The organism is Agromyces sp. PvR057, assembly GCF_040547485.1.
Classification (GTDB): Bacteria; Actinomycetota; Actinomycetes; order Actinomycetales; family Microbacteriaceae; genus Agromyces.
Window position 1 is genome coordinate 144,670 of the sequence record NZ_JBEPPT010000003.1, and the last position, 15,316, is coordinate 159,985.

12 protein-coding genes and 2 pseudogenes are annotated in these 15,316 nt (G+C 66.0%); 5 read left to right on the forward strand and 9 right to left on the reverse strand.

The window, feature by feature from the left end:
* Positions 1-22: 22 nt before the first annotated feature.
* The 3 genes from trxA (at position 23) to ABIC29_RS13395 (ending at position 2,797) form a co-directional block, all read left to right on the forward strand.
* Complete coding sequence (gene trxA / locus ABIC29_RS13385) at positions 23-346, forward strand: thioredoxin (protein WP_116080086.1); 324 nt, start codon at positions 23-25, stop codon at positions 344-346.
* Between the two features lie 136 nt (positions 347-482).
* Entirely contained in the window at positions 483-1,805 is a 1,323-nt protein-coding gene (locus ABIC29_RS13390) for an aminotransferase-like domain-containing protein (protein WP_116080087.1), read from the forward strand.
* Positions 1,806-1,822: 17 nt separating this feature from the next.
* On the forward strand, positions 1,823-2,797 hold the full coding sequence (locus ABIC29_RS13395; RefSeq protein WP_116082017.1) for a D-alanine--D-alanine ligase family protein: 975 nt from the start codon (positions 1,823-1,825) through the stop codon (positions 2,795-2,797).
* Between the two features lie 123 nt (positions 2,798-2,920).
* On the opposite strand, the gene ABIC29_RS13400 is transcribed toward ABIC29_RS13395, so the two are convergent.
* From ABIC29_RS13400 to rpmH, 9 genes and pseudogenes are all read right to left on the reverse strand, one after another.
* The gene (locus ABIC29_RS13400; protein ID WP_116080088.1) at positions 2,921-3,907 is read right to left on the reverse strand and encodes a ParB/RepB/Spo0J family partition protein; all 987 of its coding nucleotides are present in this window, start codon (positions 3,905-3,907) and stop codon (positions 2,921-2,923) included.
* Positions 3,907-4,878 carry a ParA family protein gene (locus tag ABIC29_RS13405; protein WP_147309170.1) on the reverse strand — a complete coding sequence of 324 codons (972 nt, stop codon included), beginning with the start codon at positions 4,876-4,878 and terminating at the stop codon, positions 3,907-3,909. The genes ABIC29_RS13400 and ABIC29_RS13405 overlap by 1 nt, the downstream gene beginning before the upstream one ends.
* A gap of 2,104 nt (positions 4,879-6,982) precedes the next feature.
* Positions 6,983-7,321, reverse strand: a pseudogene (locus ABIC29_RS13410) (aldehyde dehydrogenase family protein); the annotation flags it as partial.
* A gap of 1,225 nt (positions 7,322-8,546) precedes the next feature.
* The gene (rsmG, locus tag ABIC29_RS13415) at positions 8,547-9,212 is read right to left on the reverse strand and encodes a 16S rRNA (guanine(527)-N(7))-methyltransferase RsmG (protein WP_354246079.1); all 666 of its coding nucleotides are present in this window, start codon (positions 9,210-9,212) and stop codon (positions 8,547-8,549) included.
* A 16-nt stretch (positions 9,213-9,228) separates the two neighbouring features.
* Complete coding sequence (locus tag ABIC29_RS13420; protein ID WP_116080090.1) at positions 9,229-9,726, reverse strand: Jag family protein; 498 nt, start codon at positions 9,724-9,726, stop codon at positions 9,229-9,231.
* Positions 9,727-9,728: 2 nt separating this feature from the next.
* The gene (yidC, locus tag ABIC29_RS13425; protein WP_116080091.1) at positions 9,729-10,682 is read right to left on the reverse strand and encodes a membrane protein insertase YidC; all 954 of its coding nucleotides are present in this window, start codon (positions 10,680-10,682) and stop codon (positions 9,729-9,731) included.
* 180 nt (positions 10,683-10,862) lie between these two features.
* Positions 10,863-11,156: pseudogene (gene yidD, locus ABIC29_RS19030) on the reverse strand (membrane protein insertion efficiency factor YidD); the annotation flags it as partial.
* A complete protein-coding gene (gene rnpA, locus ABIC29_RS13435; RefSeq protein WP_116080093.1) occupies positions 11,149-11,574 on the reverse strand; it encodes a ribonuclease P protein component in 426 nt (141 codons plus the stop codon). The pseudogene yidD and the gene rnpA, both read right to left, overlap by 8 nt.
* A gap of 7 nt (positions 11,575-11,581) precedes the next feature.
* On the reverse strand, positions 11,582-11,719 hold the full coding sequence (gene rpmH / locus ABIC29_RS13440; RefSeq protein ID WP_055854070.1) for a 50S ribosomal protein L34: 138 nt from the start codon (positions 11,717-11,719) through the stop codon (positions 11,582-11,584).
* Positions 11,720-12,231: 512 nt separating this feature from the next.
* Here rpmH and dnaA point away from each other — a divergent pair.
* Together dnaA and dnaN are read left to right on the forward strand one after the other, a co-directional pair.
* Complete coding sequence (dnaA, locus tag ABIC29_RS13445; RefSeq protein WP_502915492.1) at positions 12,232-13,596, forward strand: chromosomal replication initiator protein DnaA; 1,365 nt, start codon at positions 12,232-12,234, stop codon at positions 13,594-13,596.
* A gap of 472 nt (positions 13,597-14,068) precedes the next feature.
* On the forward strand, positions 14,069-15,229 hold the full coding sequence (gene dnaN, locus ABIC29_RS13450) for a DNA polymerase III subunit beta (protein ID WP_116082023.1): 1,161 nt from the start codon (positions 14,069-14,071) through the stop codon (positions 15,227-15,229).
* Positions 15,230-15,316: the final 87 nt, after the last annotated feature.

The window sequence follows — 15,316 nt, forward strand, 5'->3', positions numbered from 1 at the left end:
GATTCAACCTGAGGAGACACCCATGACCGCACGTGCCGTGACCGAGGCGACCTTCGAGCAGGAGGTCCTGAACAACGAGAAGGCCGTGCTCGTCGACTTCTGGGCCGAGTGGTGCGGACCGTGTCGCGCGGTCAGCCCGATCCTCGACCAGATCGCCACCGAGCACGCCGACAAGCTCGACATCGTCAAGCTCAACGTCGACGAGAACCCGCAGCTCGCGATGAAGTACCAGATCACCGCGATTCCCGCTTTCAAGGTCTTCGAGAAGGGCGAGGTCGTCAAGACCGTCATCGGCGCCAAGCCGAAGCCCGCCCTCGAGGCCGACCTCGCCGCCTACATCGCGTAGCCGGCAGCCTCGTAGCGCTTCGAGACCCGCCCGGCACACGCCGGGCGGGTCTTTCTGCGTCTCACGGGCGTGGCGCGTCACCCCACCATGCGGCAATTAGCATGGAACAACCTCGAACAGAACGGAAGCATCACTCGTGACCTCTGACGGCGTCCCCCAGCGGACCGGCAACAACCTCGACCCGTGGTACGCGAACTACGCCGAGCGAGCCGCCGGCCTGGCCGCCTCCGAGGTCCGAGCCCTGTTCGCCGTCGCCTCACGGCCCGAGGTCGTCTCGCTCGCCGGTGGCATGCCGTACGTCTCCGCACTGCCGCAGGACCTGATCATCTCGTCGATGGACCGCGTCATGCGCACCGATGGCCCGACTGCCCTTCAATATGGCTCTGGTCAGGGTGTTCCCGCCCTTCGCGAGCACATCCTCGACGTCATGGCGCTCGAGGGAATCCAAGGGTCGGTCGACAACGTCGTGACGTCGACCGGGTCGCAGCAGGCCCTCGACCTGGTCGCGAAGCTGTTCATCGATCCGGGCGACGTGATCCTCGCCGAATCACCCAGTTACGTGGGCGCGCTCGGCGTCTTCCGCTCGTACCAGGCCAACGTCGTCCATGTCGCGATGGATGAAGACGGCCTGATCCCCGAGGCGCTCCGCCAGACCATCGCGCACCTGCGCGGTCAGGGCCGACGCATCAAGTTCCTCTACACGATCCCGAACTTCCACAACCCGGCGGGGGTCACCCTGTCGGCCGAGCGCCGCCCAGAGATCCTCGAGATCTGCCGATCGAACGAGATCCTCGTGCTCGAGGACAACCCCTACGGACTGCTGCATTTCGACGAACCGGCTCCGAATGCGCTTCGCTCCCTCGACCCCGAAGGAGTCATCTACCTCGGCTCATTCTCGAAGACGCTCGCGCCCGGATTCCGCGTCGGATGGGCGCTCGCGCCGCACGCGATCCGCGAGAAGCTGATCCTCGCGGCCGAGTCGGCGATCCTCTCACCCAGCTCGTTCAGCCAGCTCGTCGTCTCCGAGTACCTCTCGTCGACGGACTGGCGTGCGCAGATCGACACCTTCCGCGGGGTCTACCGTGAGCGCAAGGACGCCATGATCGAGGCCTTGGGGGAGTACCTGCCCCAACTCAGCTGGACCAACCCCAAGGGCGGGTTCTACGTCTGGGTCACCATGCCCGACGTGCTCGATTCGAAGCAGATGCTGCCGCGCGCCGTCAAGGAGCTCGTCGCCTACACACCCGGTACGGCCTTCTTCGCCGACGGCCGTGGGCGGCACGCGATGCGCCTGTCGTTCTGCTATCCGACACCCGACGCCATTCGCGTCGGCATCCGCCGCCTCGCAACGGTCGTCAATGGCGAACTCGACCTGCTCGACACCTTCGCCGGCACCGGCCCCCTCCAGCTCCCGGCGAAGCCCGGCATCGAGCTGGCGCCCCCGACCGATCTCAAGTAGTGGAGAAACCCCAGATCATGAGCGATTCCAGCAGTCTGCACGTCGTCGTTCTCGCGGGCGGAATCTCCCACGAACGCGATGTCTCGCTTCGTTCGGGTCGCCGCGTGGCCGACGCTCTGGCCGCCGCCGGGCATCAGGTCGTGCTGCGCGATCCGGATGCCGGCCTCCTCCCGTTCCTGGTGAACGAGCGCCCCGACGTGGTGTTCCCCGCACTGCACGGCTCGAGTGGCGAAGACGGCTCACTGCTCGGACTGCTCGATGCCCTCGGCATCCCGACCGTCGGGTCGGGTGCCGCCGCCGCACGCCGGGCCTGGTCGAAGCCGATCGCGAGTTCGCTCATCGCCGCCTCGGGCGCCGCCGTACCCCAGTCGATCGTGCTCTCGCACGAGTCGTTCCGTGAGCTCGGAGCATCGGGCGTGTTGCGCGTCGTTCGCGAAGCGCTTCAGGGCGATCTCGTCGTGAAGCCCGCCACGGGTGGTTCGGCGCAGGGCGTCAGCATCGTCACCGACTCGAACGACCTGCCCCGGGCGATGGTCGACGCGTTCACCTACGCCGACGTCGTGGTCGTCGAGCGCCGCATCGTCGGTACCGAGATCGCGGTCGGCATCATCGACACCGGCGATGGGCCCGTCGCCCTGACGCCGGTCGAGATCGATCCGACCGCCGGCATCTACAGTTTCCAGGCACGGTACAACGCCGGCGAGACCACGTTCTACGCACCCTCGCGTCTCGACGCGTCGGCGGTTGAGACCGTCGCCGCGGCGGCGATCCATGCACACGCGACGCTCGGTCTTCGCGACCTGTCGCGGGTCGACTTCATCGTCGATGCCGCGGGCGTGCCGTGGTTCCTCGAAGCCAACGTGCTGCCCGGTCTCACCGAAACCTCATTGGTCCCGCTGGCCATCGATGCATTCGGAACGGATGCCGCAACCGTGTACTCCGGACTCGTCCAGGCAGCGCTCGCACGATCGGAACGAAAGGCGCGCAGCTGAATCGTTCCTGGCCCGCCCAGGGTTCGCACGACGATGACGAGAACGGCCCTCGATCCATTCGGGTCGGGGGCCGTTTCACGTCGATTTCAGTTCGTCAGGAACGATTCTGAGCGCGAATGCATGTCACACGCCGTCGAGATCCTCGCCCAGATCCGTCAGAATGCGTCGAAGGTCTTGCACGGTCGCGAAATCGATGCTGATCTGGCCTTTTCGCGCGCCGAGTGCGATCTTCACGCGGGTGTTGAGTCGATCGCCGAGCCGAGTGGCGAGGTCGTCCAGGAAATCCTGCCGCTTGCCGGCCGCGGGCTTCGCGCGCGCCGGTGACGGCCCCTCCGAGGTCGCAGCGGCCTCGGCCGCGCGAACGGAGAGTTCCTCGTTCACGATTTTGTCAGCGAACCGTTGCATGGACGCCGCGTCGCCGGCAGTCGCGAGGATCGCACGAGCGTGGCCCGCGCTGAGCACCCCGGCCGCCACGCGAAGCTGCACGGGCTCGGGGAGCTTCAGAAGACGGAGTGTGTTCGAGATCTGCGGGCGCGATCGGCCGATGCGAGAGGCGAGCTCCTCCTGAGTGATTCCGAAGTCGGCGAGCAACTGCTGATATGCCGATGCCTCTTCGAGCGGATTCAGCTGCGATCGGTGGAGGTTCTCGAGCAGCGCATCTCGAAGCATGTCCTCGTTCGCCGTGTCCTTGACGACGGCCGGAATGGAGTCGAGACCTGCCGCCTTCGTCGCGCGAAGACGACGCTCGCCCATGACGAGTTCGTACTTGCCGGGCTGGTCGGGATGGGGGCGCACGACGATCGGTTGAAGGACACCGAATTCACGGACCGAGTGCACGAGCTCCGCAAGGTCCTCGGGGTCGAAGACGCTGCGAGGCTGCACTGCGTTGGGAACGATGTCGTCGGGGTTCAGTCGCGCGAGGCGTGCTCCTGGAACATTCAGCAAGCCTTCATCGGCTGCAGCCTGTTCGACGACCGCGACGGCGGACGCCGGTGCGGCCTCGCCGCCCGGAAAGAAGACGTCGACCGGACGAACGGCGCCGTCCGTGGTCTCGCTCGACGGGATGAGTGCGCCGATACCTCGCCCGAGACCAGTGCGCTTGGTCGCCATCAGATTCCTTCCTTCTGTGCTGCCGCGATCGCCGCGCGCTGCGCGATCTCTGCTGCGGCCTCGCGATAGGAGAGCGAGCCCGACGAGGAATAGTCGTAGCTGATCACGCTTTGGCCGTAGCTCGGGGCCTCCGAGACCCGGACCGACCGGGGAATGATCGTCTCAAGCGTCTGCACCGGGAAGTGGTCGCGCACCTCCTGCGCGACCTGCTGAGCAAGGTTGGTTCGCGAGTCGTACATCGTGAGCAGGATCGTCGAGAGGCGCAACTCGGAGTTGAGGTGCTTCTCGATGAGTTCGATATTGCTGAGCAACTGCGAGAGGCCCTCGAGTGCGTAGTACTCGCACTGAATCGGGATCAGTACCTCACGGGCTGCGACGAATGCGTTGATCGTCAGCAGGCCGAGCGACGGCGGACAGTCGATGAACACGTAGTCATACGGGCGCTCCATGGACGCCAAGTGCTTGTCGATCGCGCGGCGGAGCCGTTGTTCGCGAGCGACCAGCGAGACGAGTTCGATCTCAGCACCGGCGAGGTGGATGGTCGCCGGCACGCAGTCGAGGCGCTCATGTTCGGTCGACGGGCGCACGACCTGCGCGAGCTCGAGATCGGCGACGAGGACCTCGTAGACGCTCTGCTGGTCAGAGCGGTGGTCGACGCCGAGCGCCGTCGAGGCGTTGCCTTGGGGGTCGAGGTCGACGACGAGCACGTGAGCGCCCGATCGAGCGAGTGCGGCAGCCAGGTTCACCGCGGTGGTCGTCTTGCCGACCCCGCCCTTCTGGTTCGAGATGGTGAAGACGCGCGTACTGGCAGGCAGGGGCAGCACCGCGGTCTCGAGTGCGATGCGACGACGGGTCTCGTCGGCAATCTGATCAGCCAGGGGAGTTCCTCCGTATTCGGCGGCCGTTTCACGTGAAACGGCCGTGGTGATGATGATGTTCTCGGGCTGTGCCTGCGGGGGAGAGGCTGCCATGGTGAGGTTCGATGCGGTCGGTTCGTCGGATGCATCGAGTTCGGGCGTGGGACCGCGCGTGTTGCCGGTCGAACCGGGCACAGTGGCAGTTGACAGCGTTTCACGTGAAACGGATGCGTCGTCGTGGTGTTCGTGGCCGACTGACTCCAGCACCGCGCTCGTCTCGGGCGAGGGCGCGACATCGTCGAGCAACTCGTCAGGCGCGTCGAGATCGCCGAGTACTCGCGAACCAGCCGTGTCTGAGTCTGGCGCGACGGCGGCCAGCCCGCGGACGTCCTCGCTCATGACGGTGTGCGTGTCGAATGCAGCAGCCTCATCGGCCGGCGCGGGTGCTGGCGAGCTCGGCACGACCGACGGATCGTCCTGAGATGACTGACTGGGCGAGGCGCTGGCCGGCTCGTCGGGGGAGGGTGCGGAGGCCGGGCCCAGCGCGCCTGCGCCGGGGTCGACATCTGGAGCAGCGGTGGCGGCCGCTCGCGCCGAGTGCAGCGAGCTGACGGTGTCTGCCGCCGCGTCGCCGACGATCTCGCGGATGATGTCCTCGAGCAGACGCTCGGGCTCACTCACGGTATGGGGGTGAGGAGCGGAACTCGACGGCTCGTCGGTGTCCGCGAATGCTGCGGCGGTTGCGGCATCCCAGTCGTACGCCGCACTGCGAACCACGGATGCGCCCGCAACGGCATCCTGGGGAGCCGCAGAACCGCCGATCGATGCGGCCGAACCGGTCGTGTGATCGCCGAGGTCTCGGGCAGCGGGGGAGGGCGGCGGTGCGGCAACGCTGATGTCGAGCGCTGCGGAAACTGAAGGATCGAGCGTGTGCGGTTGGTTCACCGCTGGTGCCGGCTGCGGCACGGCGGGGCGAAGAGCGGGTGACATGTGCGGCAGAGGCGGATCGGACGGGGGTTGCACTGGGGGATCAGCCTTCGTTCGGCCGGACGGTTGATTCTCTGGGAGGGGTTCGGGCTGAGGTCGACGCCGATGGAACCACCCGCGTCCTCCGCCCTGCGCCATGCCGAATTCTCCAAACCTGATCCGTCATTCCCCACGATCGGGTGCCCCATCATGTCTGATGCGACGTCTCCGCCACGCCAGACAGTCAAGCTTAACCGGCAGCACTGACGTACGCCGACGGATCCCGCGGTATTCCGCCGGAACTCTGCCCACCCTCTTGCCCGGAGCGCGTGGCCTGGCGTGCGGCTTTGAGATGTTTCACGTGAAACGGCCCCGCCTGGAGTGGAGCGACGACACGAACCGCCGGCCGTTCGATAGCCGGGCGTGTGGACGCAGGTCGAATGCATGGCATCTCGACTACTCGGTCGCGCGTTGTCGCACGCTTGACGGGTGGCTCGGTGTGTCTTCAGTTCGGAGCCGCCCCACTCACGCAGATACACCGTCTTGTGTCCTGCGGGCGGTCTGCCAACGTACTCTCCGCCCGAAGTGAGTGGCAGCCTCGTGCACGTGGCACGTGTCCGCGCCTGAGTCTGGCCATGCCGGACCTCGGGGACCCTCTGCAACTTCGGCGGCCCGCGAATGCAATCGGCGTAGCGCAATCCAGAAGCGCCGCGTCCCACACGAGCGCACGCGACTGAGCCCACCGATGCCGAAAGTATCTCTGCTGGGCCGTTGTCACCGAGCGCGCGCTGCGTTCAGGACGACACACGGTCGTCAGGCGAGCGCACGATACTCAGTTGGACGCACGGTCGTCAGGCACACGTGCGATGGATCCTCCTGACAGCCATCGAATGCCTGTATCGCAAACTGCAGGTGCGACTGGGTCTCCTCGAGTTGGTTGACCGTTTCGGCTCCCGGTGGAAGGAGGGAGTGAACCGTGGTTCTCGCGCGGGTGAGGGACGGAAGTTGACGGAAGCGGGTGCGGCACGAGACGGGAACCGGCACGGGTGAGAGAGCGGTTGTGCAGACGCGGGGATTCCTGTGGGAGGGCGAAGGCGGGCACGGCCAACCACCGACGCCCAACACCCAGCACCCGATACCCGACGTCTCAGGCGACCCGGCGGCGCCGCGCGGCCACTCACCGGTCGGTCGGCGCGCCGGCGCCCTATCGAGACCAGCCGCACGAGGCCTCGACCGCTCCGCTCCCGGATGGCTAGTCGTGCTGCGGAAAGCCGAGGTTCAGGCCGCCGTGGCTCGGGTCCAACCACCGCGAGGTGACCGCCTTCTCCTGCAGGAAGAAGTCGAACCCCTTCGGGCCGTACGCCTTCGCGTCACCGAACAACGAGTCCTTCCACCCGCCGAACGAGTGGTACGCCACCGGCACCGGGATCGGCACGTTGATGCCGATCATGCCGACCGTCACCTCCCGCTGGAACCGCCGCGCCGCACCCCCGTCGTTCGTGAAGATCGCCGTGCCGTTGCCGTACCGCGAGGCGTTGATGATCTCGAGCCCCTGCTCGTACCCGTCCACCCGCACGATCGAGAGCACCGGGGGCCGCAACGTCCCGGCCGACGGTGGCGATGGTGGGAGGTCCGGCCGTACTCGAGTGGACCGCGCGACCGGCCTCGCATTGCACGCCTTGGGAGACCGCAAGTCCGAAAAGAACGGCGTGGCGTTTCACGTGAAACGTCAAGAGAGGCTCGGGCACCATCGCCGGCACTCAGCGAGACCAGCACGACGCACTCGGATCGGGTGATCGTGGAGCCCTGAATCCACATCCGAACGGTACTGGCTGCACACCGGGTGCGATCTCGTCCGATTGCGCCGACCACACCAAGCGCCGTCCGCGAGCACCGGCAGGCGACGAAGCGTCGTGCCGTTTCACGTGAAACGCTCATGGAGCCCCGCAGACCGCCGAGGTCTTCGGTGGCCCAACCGGTTTGTCGAGCGAGTTGCGGGGGAGTGGTGGCGACCGATCGACATGCGGCACGAACCGCGACCTCCAACGGCCTGGTGGCGTGGGGAGGAGCGTTGGAAAGGCGCGCGTTCAGAGGCGCAACGCCATGTACGTGCAGACGTGTTGGACCGTGTCGTGATCGTATGAACTCCTCGGAGCTGGATCCGCCGGAGTGGATCCGCCGGAGCTGGATCCCCGGAGCTGCACCAGGCCCAGCAAGCCACCGCTCACTCGAGCAGACACGGGCTGGGCCGCGTGTCGCCCGTCAGCGGGACCAGCGTCACGCCGCCCCGTCGAGGTCGACCCGATCTGCCGCAGATGGGTGAGCCGGTGTGACCGACCGACCGAGCCTCGTGATCGCGTCGGCGCTGAGGCGTTCGCGGCGGCATGTCAGGAAGAAGAACACGAGGAATGTGCAAGCGAAACGGGCAAGGGACCCGGACTGGCGGGCCGTAGGCCGCAGGCCGCAGGCGGCGGGCGGCACGATGACCGAGCTTCGCAGACGCTCCAAACCACGGTGGGCCCAGCGAGCCGCGAGCGGTAAAGCGATGAACCGCGAGGGGCGAACGACGAACGACGATCAACCAACGAGGATGCGACGAGCGAGCGGCCGGGCGCCCAGAGCACCACTCCACCCCGCCCGATGGCGAACGACCGATTCCGTACCAACGGCCGTCTGTGGGAGCTGGTCTCCGAAGGGTCGGAGCGAAGACGGCGAGATCGAGCGAAGAGGGCAGGAAGGAGCCACGCCGACGGATGACGTCGACGATGGACTCAGCTCGTGGCGGGTGGAGCAGGCCAGAACCGCGGCGACTGCGCTCAGGAAGCGGCGATCTTCGCCCGGAACACGCGAGTGACCTCGGTGTCGAGTTCTTCCCCGAGCACGACGACCTCGGCGTCGACCACCCGGTACTTGCGGAACACCTTGTCGGCCGCCCCGATCTCACCGTCGACGCCCGCTCCCTTCAGGAGCACGAACTCGCCGCCGGGCTTGAGTAGGGGAGCGGTCACGGGAATCAGGGTGCGAAGCGCACTCACCGCACGAGCCGTGACCTGGTCGAACTGGCGCTTGAAGCCGGAGTCCTCGGCGCGGGCACGCTCGACGACGACATTCGACAACTCGAGCTCAGCGACCTGCCGTGAGAGCCAGTCGACGCGGCGCTCCATCGGCTCGATGAGCGTGAAGGAGACATCTGGTCGGATGATCGCGAGCACCAGGCCGGGCAGGCCCGCCCCGGACCCGACATCGGCGACCCGTCCGGGGCGCAGCAGCGGCGCGACGAGCGCCGAGTTCACGATGTGCCTGGTCCAGAGCCGGGGGAGTTCGAGGGGCCCGATGAGTCCCAGTTCCTCGCCGTGCTCGGCCAAGGACGCCGCGAATCGACGACCGAGTTCGAGGTGGTCACCGAAGACGGCAGCTGCGGCCACGGGCTCGGCCTCGAGTTCCGCGCTCACCGGCTCTGGACTCGCGTGTTCTTCGCTCATCGTTTCACGTGAAACGTCAGGCGGAACGCGTGATGACGGTGTGACGGTCGGCGCCCTCGCCTCGCGAAGCGGAGTGCAGGCCGCGCTCGCTCACGAGGTCGTGCACGAGCTTGCGCTCGTAGGACGACATCGGAGGCAGAGCCGCCTCTGCGGAGCCGGCCTCGATGCGCTCAGCGGCGCGCTCGACCAGACGAGCGAGCTCGTCACGACGTGCGTCGCGCGAACCGCCGATGTCGAGGATGAGTCGCGAGAACACCCCGGTCTTCGTCTGCACCGCGAGGCGCGTGAGCTCCTGCAGGGCGGTGACCGTCTCGGGCTTCGAGAGCAGGTTGAGGTTCGCGCCTTCGCCCGCATTCACGGAGATGTACGCACGGCCGTTGCGGGCGTCGATGTCGATGTCGCCATCGAGGTCGCAGATGTCGAGAAGCTCCTCGATGTAGTCCGCGGCGATGTCGCCCTCTTCTTCGAGCTGCGAAACGGTGCGCTCGTCATTCAGGTTCTGAACGTCGGTCATGGTTACTTTCCACCCTGCTTCTTCGAGCGGTTCTTGCCCACCGGCTGCTGGCGCTGCGTCGTCTTCTTCTCTTCCACGACGATCGTCGTCGCGTCCTTCTCCTCGATCACGAGCTTGCCCTTCTTGGCGAGGCGAGCTTCGCGAGCCTTGGCAGCTTCACTGCCCGGGGTCGGCATATTGCGGATCACAAGGAACTGCTGGCCCATGGTCCAGAAGTTCGAGACGAGCCAGTAGAACATGACGCCGATGGGGAAGGCGACACCCGAGAAGGCGAAGACGAGGGGGAGCAGGTACAGCATGATGCGCTGCTGACGGAACATCGGGCTCGCCTTGGTCTCAGGCGACATGTTCTTCGAGACGATCTGCAGCTGCGTGATGAACTGCGATGCCGTCATGAGCACGATCATCGTGGCCGCGATGACCATGACCTGCCAGGGGTACTCGCCGTTCATCGCACCGATGAACGTTCCCTTCAGCGGCGCACCGAGGAACTCGGAGTTGGCGAACGAGTTCGCGAGCTCCTGCGTGAACACGCCGACACCCGCCTTGTCGTGCTGGGCATCGTTGAGCACCGAGAACAGACCGAAGAAGATCGGCATCTGCAGCAGGAGTGGGAGGCACGACGAGAGCGGGTTGGTGCCCGTCTTCTTGTAGAGCTCCATGGTCTCGCGCGACATCGCCTCGCGCGAGAACTGGTCCTTCTTGCCCTTGTACTTCTCCTGGATCTTCTTGAGCTGCGGCGCCACCTCGAGCATGCGGCGCTGGCTCTTGATCTGACGGACGAAGATCGGGATCAACGCGGCGCGGACCACGATGACCAGTCCCACGATCGAGAGGATCCAGGTGAGACCCGCGTCGGGGTCGAGACCCGCGAACGTCCACAGCGAGTGGAACGCGACGAGGATCAGCTCGATGACCCATTTGATGGGCCAGAGAAGCAGGCTGATGATATCCATTGCGGCGGGTCAGTCCTTTCGGGACAGTGCGGGGGAGATCGTGAGTGCCGGCTCAGCGTCGAGTCGGTGCGGAATGGGGGAGAGGACGACGCCGTGGGCGTCGCCGCCGTTCTGCTGGTGCGCCTGCTCGTGGGCCAGACGCGAGGCCGCGGCATCCGCTTCGGCCTTGGGGAACATGCCGGTGGGGACGACCCATCCGAACGTCGTCGTGCGGTAGCGGTCGTGGCGCGCGGGCCGCACGTCATCGATGCCGCCGGCGGTCCATGGGTTGCATCGGAGGATGCGCCACGCCGTCAGGACACTGCCGATGAGAAGGCCGCGCTGCTGCACCGAGCCGAGGCCGTATGCCGAGCAGGAGGGGTAGTAGCGGCACACGTCTCCGTAGAGCGGAGAGATGGCGGCGCGATACCCGCGAAGGAGGAGGACTCCGAGGTTGCGGGGGATGAGTCCCACGAAGAGCGCGATGTCACGCATCGTGCACCGTCTTCGACGATGGCATGCTCGAAGAACCCGATGCGCTCTGCGCATCGGGTTCGAGACCGGTGATGACGTTTCGGCGCACCAGTGCCTGGATCACTTCGGAACGAAGCTCGGGCCATGAGGCATCCGCCGCACCGGGAAGTGCGCGAACCACCACGTCGACGTCACACGCGCCGGCGAGCAGCGCTTCGCGGCTCACTGCCTTGAGTCGGCGGCGGATGCGGTTTCGACGCACGGCCGATCCGACCTTCTTCGAGACGATGAATCCGAATCGTGCTTCACCGTCGGCGTCGCCGACGGAATGGCGCGAACGCACGTAGCTCACCGTGTGCGGTGTCGCCACCTTCGCACCACGGCGCACGACGACTCGATAGTCATCGGCGCTCGTGATGCGATTGGCCTTGGCGAGCACCGAACGACTACGCGGAGAGTTCGGTGCGACCCTTGGAGCGACGTGCCGACAGGATGGCACGGCCCGCGCGGGTGCGCATGCGAAGGCGGAAGCCGTGCTTCTTGGCGCGACGACGGTTGTTCGGCTGGAACGTACGCTTGCTCATTCTTCTTCTCCGACTTTCGGATCTCCGCGTCTCACAAGACGGTTCGGCCGTGCCGATCCAGGAGGTGACGGGAAAACTGGGTGCCCAAAGGGCTGGGGTCAACTGATTAAAACTACGGCCTCGAGGGCCCGTGGTCAAACCAGGCGGAGTTCGAGTCGACGTAGTGCAAACGAAAGAGTATCTCTCGTTCCTTCGGAAAGGCTGTGGAAAGACACGCCGAGAATCGTGAATCCCTCGATCGGCATTTGTCCACAGGCCCGACTTTCGCTACCGTTTGAGACCAGTTATCCCCAGCCTATGGCGCGGAATCTCGGGCTTCCCCCAGAATCTCCCCACAGCCGGTGGATAACACTGTGAATACTTCGCCTCGCGCCGCTCACTCCGTCGTTCGGGGGGACGACGAGCGGATGTCGAGTGCACCGAGAATGCGGGGAAAGATGACCGAACAGCCCATCACCGATACATGGGCGTCAGTCCTCGATCGACTCTCCGAAGACACCGCGATCACGCCGATGCTGCAGGGATTCCTCAGCCTGGTCGAGCCGAAGGGCATCGCGGCGGGCACCTTCTACCTCGAGGTGCCGAACGACTTCACCGCGACGATGCTGAACCAGCGCATGCGGGTCTCCCTGCTCTCGGCGATGAACGTCATCGAGGCCCCGACCCCGGTCACGTCGTTCTACGTGGTCGTGAACCCCGAGCTCGAGGAGGCCCGAGCGCCCGAGCCCGAGCCGATGAACACGATGTCCCCGATGGGCCTCTCCTCGCTCGAGGATCGCGTCGACCTGCCGGCCTCGCCGCAGTCCGTGTTCGAGAACACGAGCCCCGACCGTCCGGGCGACACCCGGCTGAATCCGAAGTACGCGTTCGAGAGCTTCGTCATCGGCCAGTCCAACCGGTTCGCGCATGCGGCCGCGGTGGCCGTGGCCGAGGCGCCGGCGAAGGCCTACAACCCGCTGTTCATCTACGGCGACTCCGGTCTCGGCAAGACCCACCTCCTGCACGCCATCGGCCACTACGCCATGAGCCTGTATCCCGGCATCCGGGTTCGGTACGTGAGTTCCGAGGAGTTCACGAACGACTTCATCAACTCGATCGCGAACAACCGCGGTTCGCTGTTCCAGCAGCGGTACCGCAACATCGACATCCTCCTGATCGACGACATCCAGTTCCTGCAGGGCAAGGCCGAGACGCAGGAGGCGTTCTTCCACACCTTCAACACGCTGCACGATCACAACAAGCAGGTCGTGATCACGAGCGACGTGCCGCCGAAGCACCTCACGGGCTTCGAGGACCGCATGCGAAGCCGCTTCGAGTGGGGCCTCATCACCGACGTGCAGGCGCCAGACCTCGAGACCCGCATCGCGATCCTCCGCAAGAAGGCGCAGTCCGAGCGACTCCAGGTTCCCGACGAGATCCTCGAGTACATGGCGTCCAAGGTGTCGAGCAACATCCGCGAGCTCGAGGGAACCCTGATCCGCGTGACCGCGTTCGCGAGCCTGAACCGCACGCCGGTCGACATGCCCCTGGTGCAGACGGTGCTGAAGGACCTCATCACGGATGACGCCGACAACGTCGTTGCTCCGGTCGACATCATCACGGCCACCGCCGACTACTTCAAGCTCACGGTCGACGACCTCTACGGCTCGAGCCGATCGCAGGCCGTGGCCACCGCGCGCCAGATCGCGATGTACCTCTGCCGGGAGTTGACGAGCCTGTCGTTGCCGAAGATCGGGCAGCTCTTCGGCAACCGCGACCACACCACCGTCATGTACGCGAACAAGAAGATCTCGGAGCTCATGAAGGAGCGCCGGTCGATCTACAACCAGGTCACCGAGCTGACCGCACGCATCAAGCAGGTCAGCCGCTACCGCTGATCGGATGCCGCATCACGGCGCGTTCGCCCACGCCGGCGGTGATCGGCGACCCGTCGAATGGACCCGGACACGCCCGGAATGCGCCGTGGCGCGGCATCCGGAGCCGAATCCCACACCTGTGGACAGCTTGTGGATTATTAACGAGCAACCGCCTGAACACTGTGCACCTTTCGCACAGGCCTGTGGAGAACTGCAGACGGCGTGCAGATATGACGGGGCTCGGATCGCCACGAATCCACACACCGTGCACAGATGCGATGGCCTCCGATCGGCACGGTTCCGGGCATCTCCGAACACCATCCACAGTTTCCACAACGGTTAACACCGTTAAGAGAACTGGTTAATTCCAGAGGGCTCCACAACATCTACGGTCAGCCGGACGGTTCTCGCGCGCTCGCTCGATTCCCTCGGCGACGGCGAGCACCCTGCGGATAGCATGGGAGCCATCCAGCACCTCCACGACAGGAGAACCGTGAAGTTCCAGGTCAATCGCGACGTCTTCAGCGAAGCGGTGTCGTTCGCCGTCAAGTTGCTCCCGCAGCGCACCACGCTTCCGATCCTGTCCGGCGTGCTCATCCACGCGAACGAAGACGGCCTCGTGCTCTCGTCGTTCGACTACGAGGTCTCTTCGCAGACGGAGATCCAGGCCGACGTCGAGGAGACCGGCACCGTGCTCGTCTCAGGTCGACTGCTCGCCGAGATCGCCGGCCGGCTTCCGAACGCCCCCGTGCGCATCGCGACGGAGGAGTCGCGGATCTCGGTGAGCTGCGGTTCCGCGAGCTTCACCCTGCTGTCGATGCCGGTCGAGGAGTACCCGTCGATCCCCGAGATCGGCGAGCAGTCGGGTGTCGTTCCGGCTGAGGAGTTCGCGGCCGCCGTCGCGCAGGTCGCCGTCGCCGCCTCGCGCGACGACGTGACCCCCGTCATCACCGGTGTGCAGCTCGAGGTGCGCGAGAACAACCTCGGCCTGGTCGCGACCGACCGCTACCGTGTCGCCGTGCGCGAGATCGAGTGGGACGGCGGCGCGGTCGGCGGTACCGCCACGGCCGAGGAATCGGTCACCGCGCTCGTGCCCGCGCGCACCCTGCAGGAGGTCGGCAAGACCTTCGGCCACTCGGGCACCATCTCGGTCTCGATCACGAGTCGTGACGATCGTGAGCTCATCGCGTTCAGCGCCGACAGGAAGACCGTCACGAGCCTGCTGATCAAGGGCAACTTCCCGCCCGTGCGCCGTCTCTTCCCCGAGACGGTCGACAACTACGCGGTCATGAACACGGCCGACCTCATCGAGGCCACCCGTCGTGTCGCACTCGTGCTCGAGCGCGAGGCGGCGCTTCGCTTCACGTTCACGTCCGACGGCCTCACGCTCGAGGCGATCGGCAGCGAGCAGGCCCAGGCGCAAGAGAGCATCGACGCGATCCTCACCGGCGACGACACCGTCGTCTCGTTGAAGCCGCAGTTCCTGCTCGACGGCCTCGGCGCCGTGAACTCCGAGTTCGTGCGCATCTCGTTCACGAAGACCGAGAACCCGAACAAGCCCGGCCCCGTGCTGATCACGAGCCAGACCTCGCGCGAACAGGCCGGGGCCGACACGTACCGCTACCTGCTGCAGCCGAACCTGCTGCTGCGCTGAGTCGGGCGGCCGCGGCATCCGCTCGATGGCTCGGGTTCGAACGATGGCACGACGGATGCCGGGGCGAGGCCCCGCGACCTCGCCCCG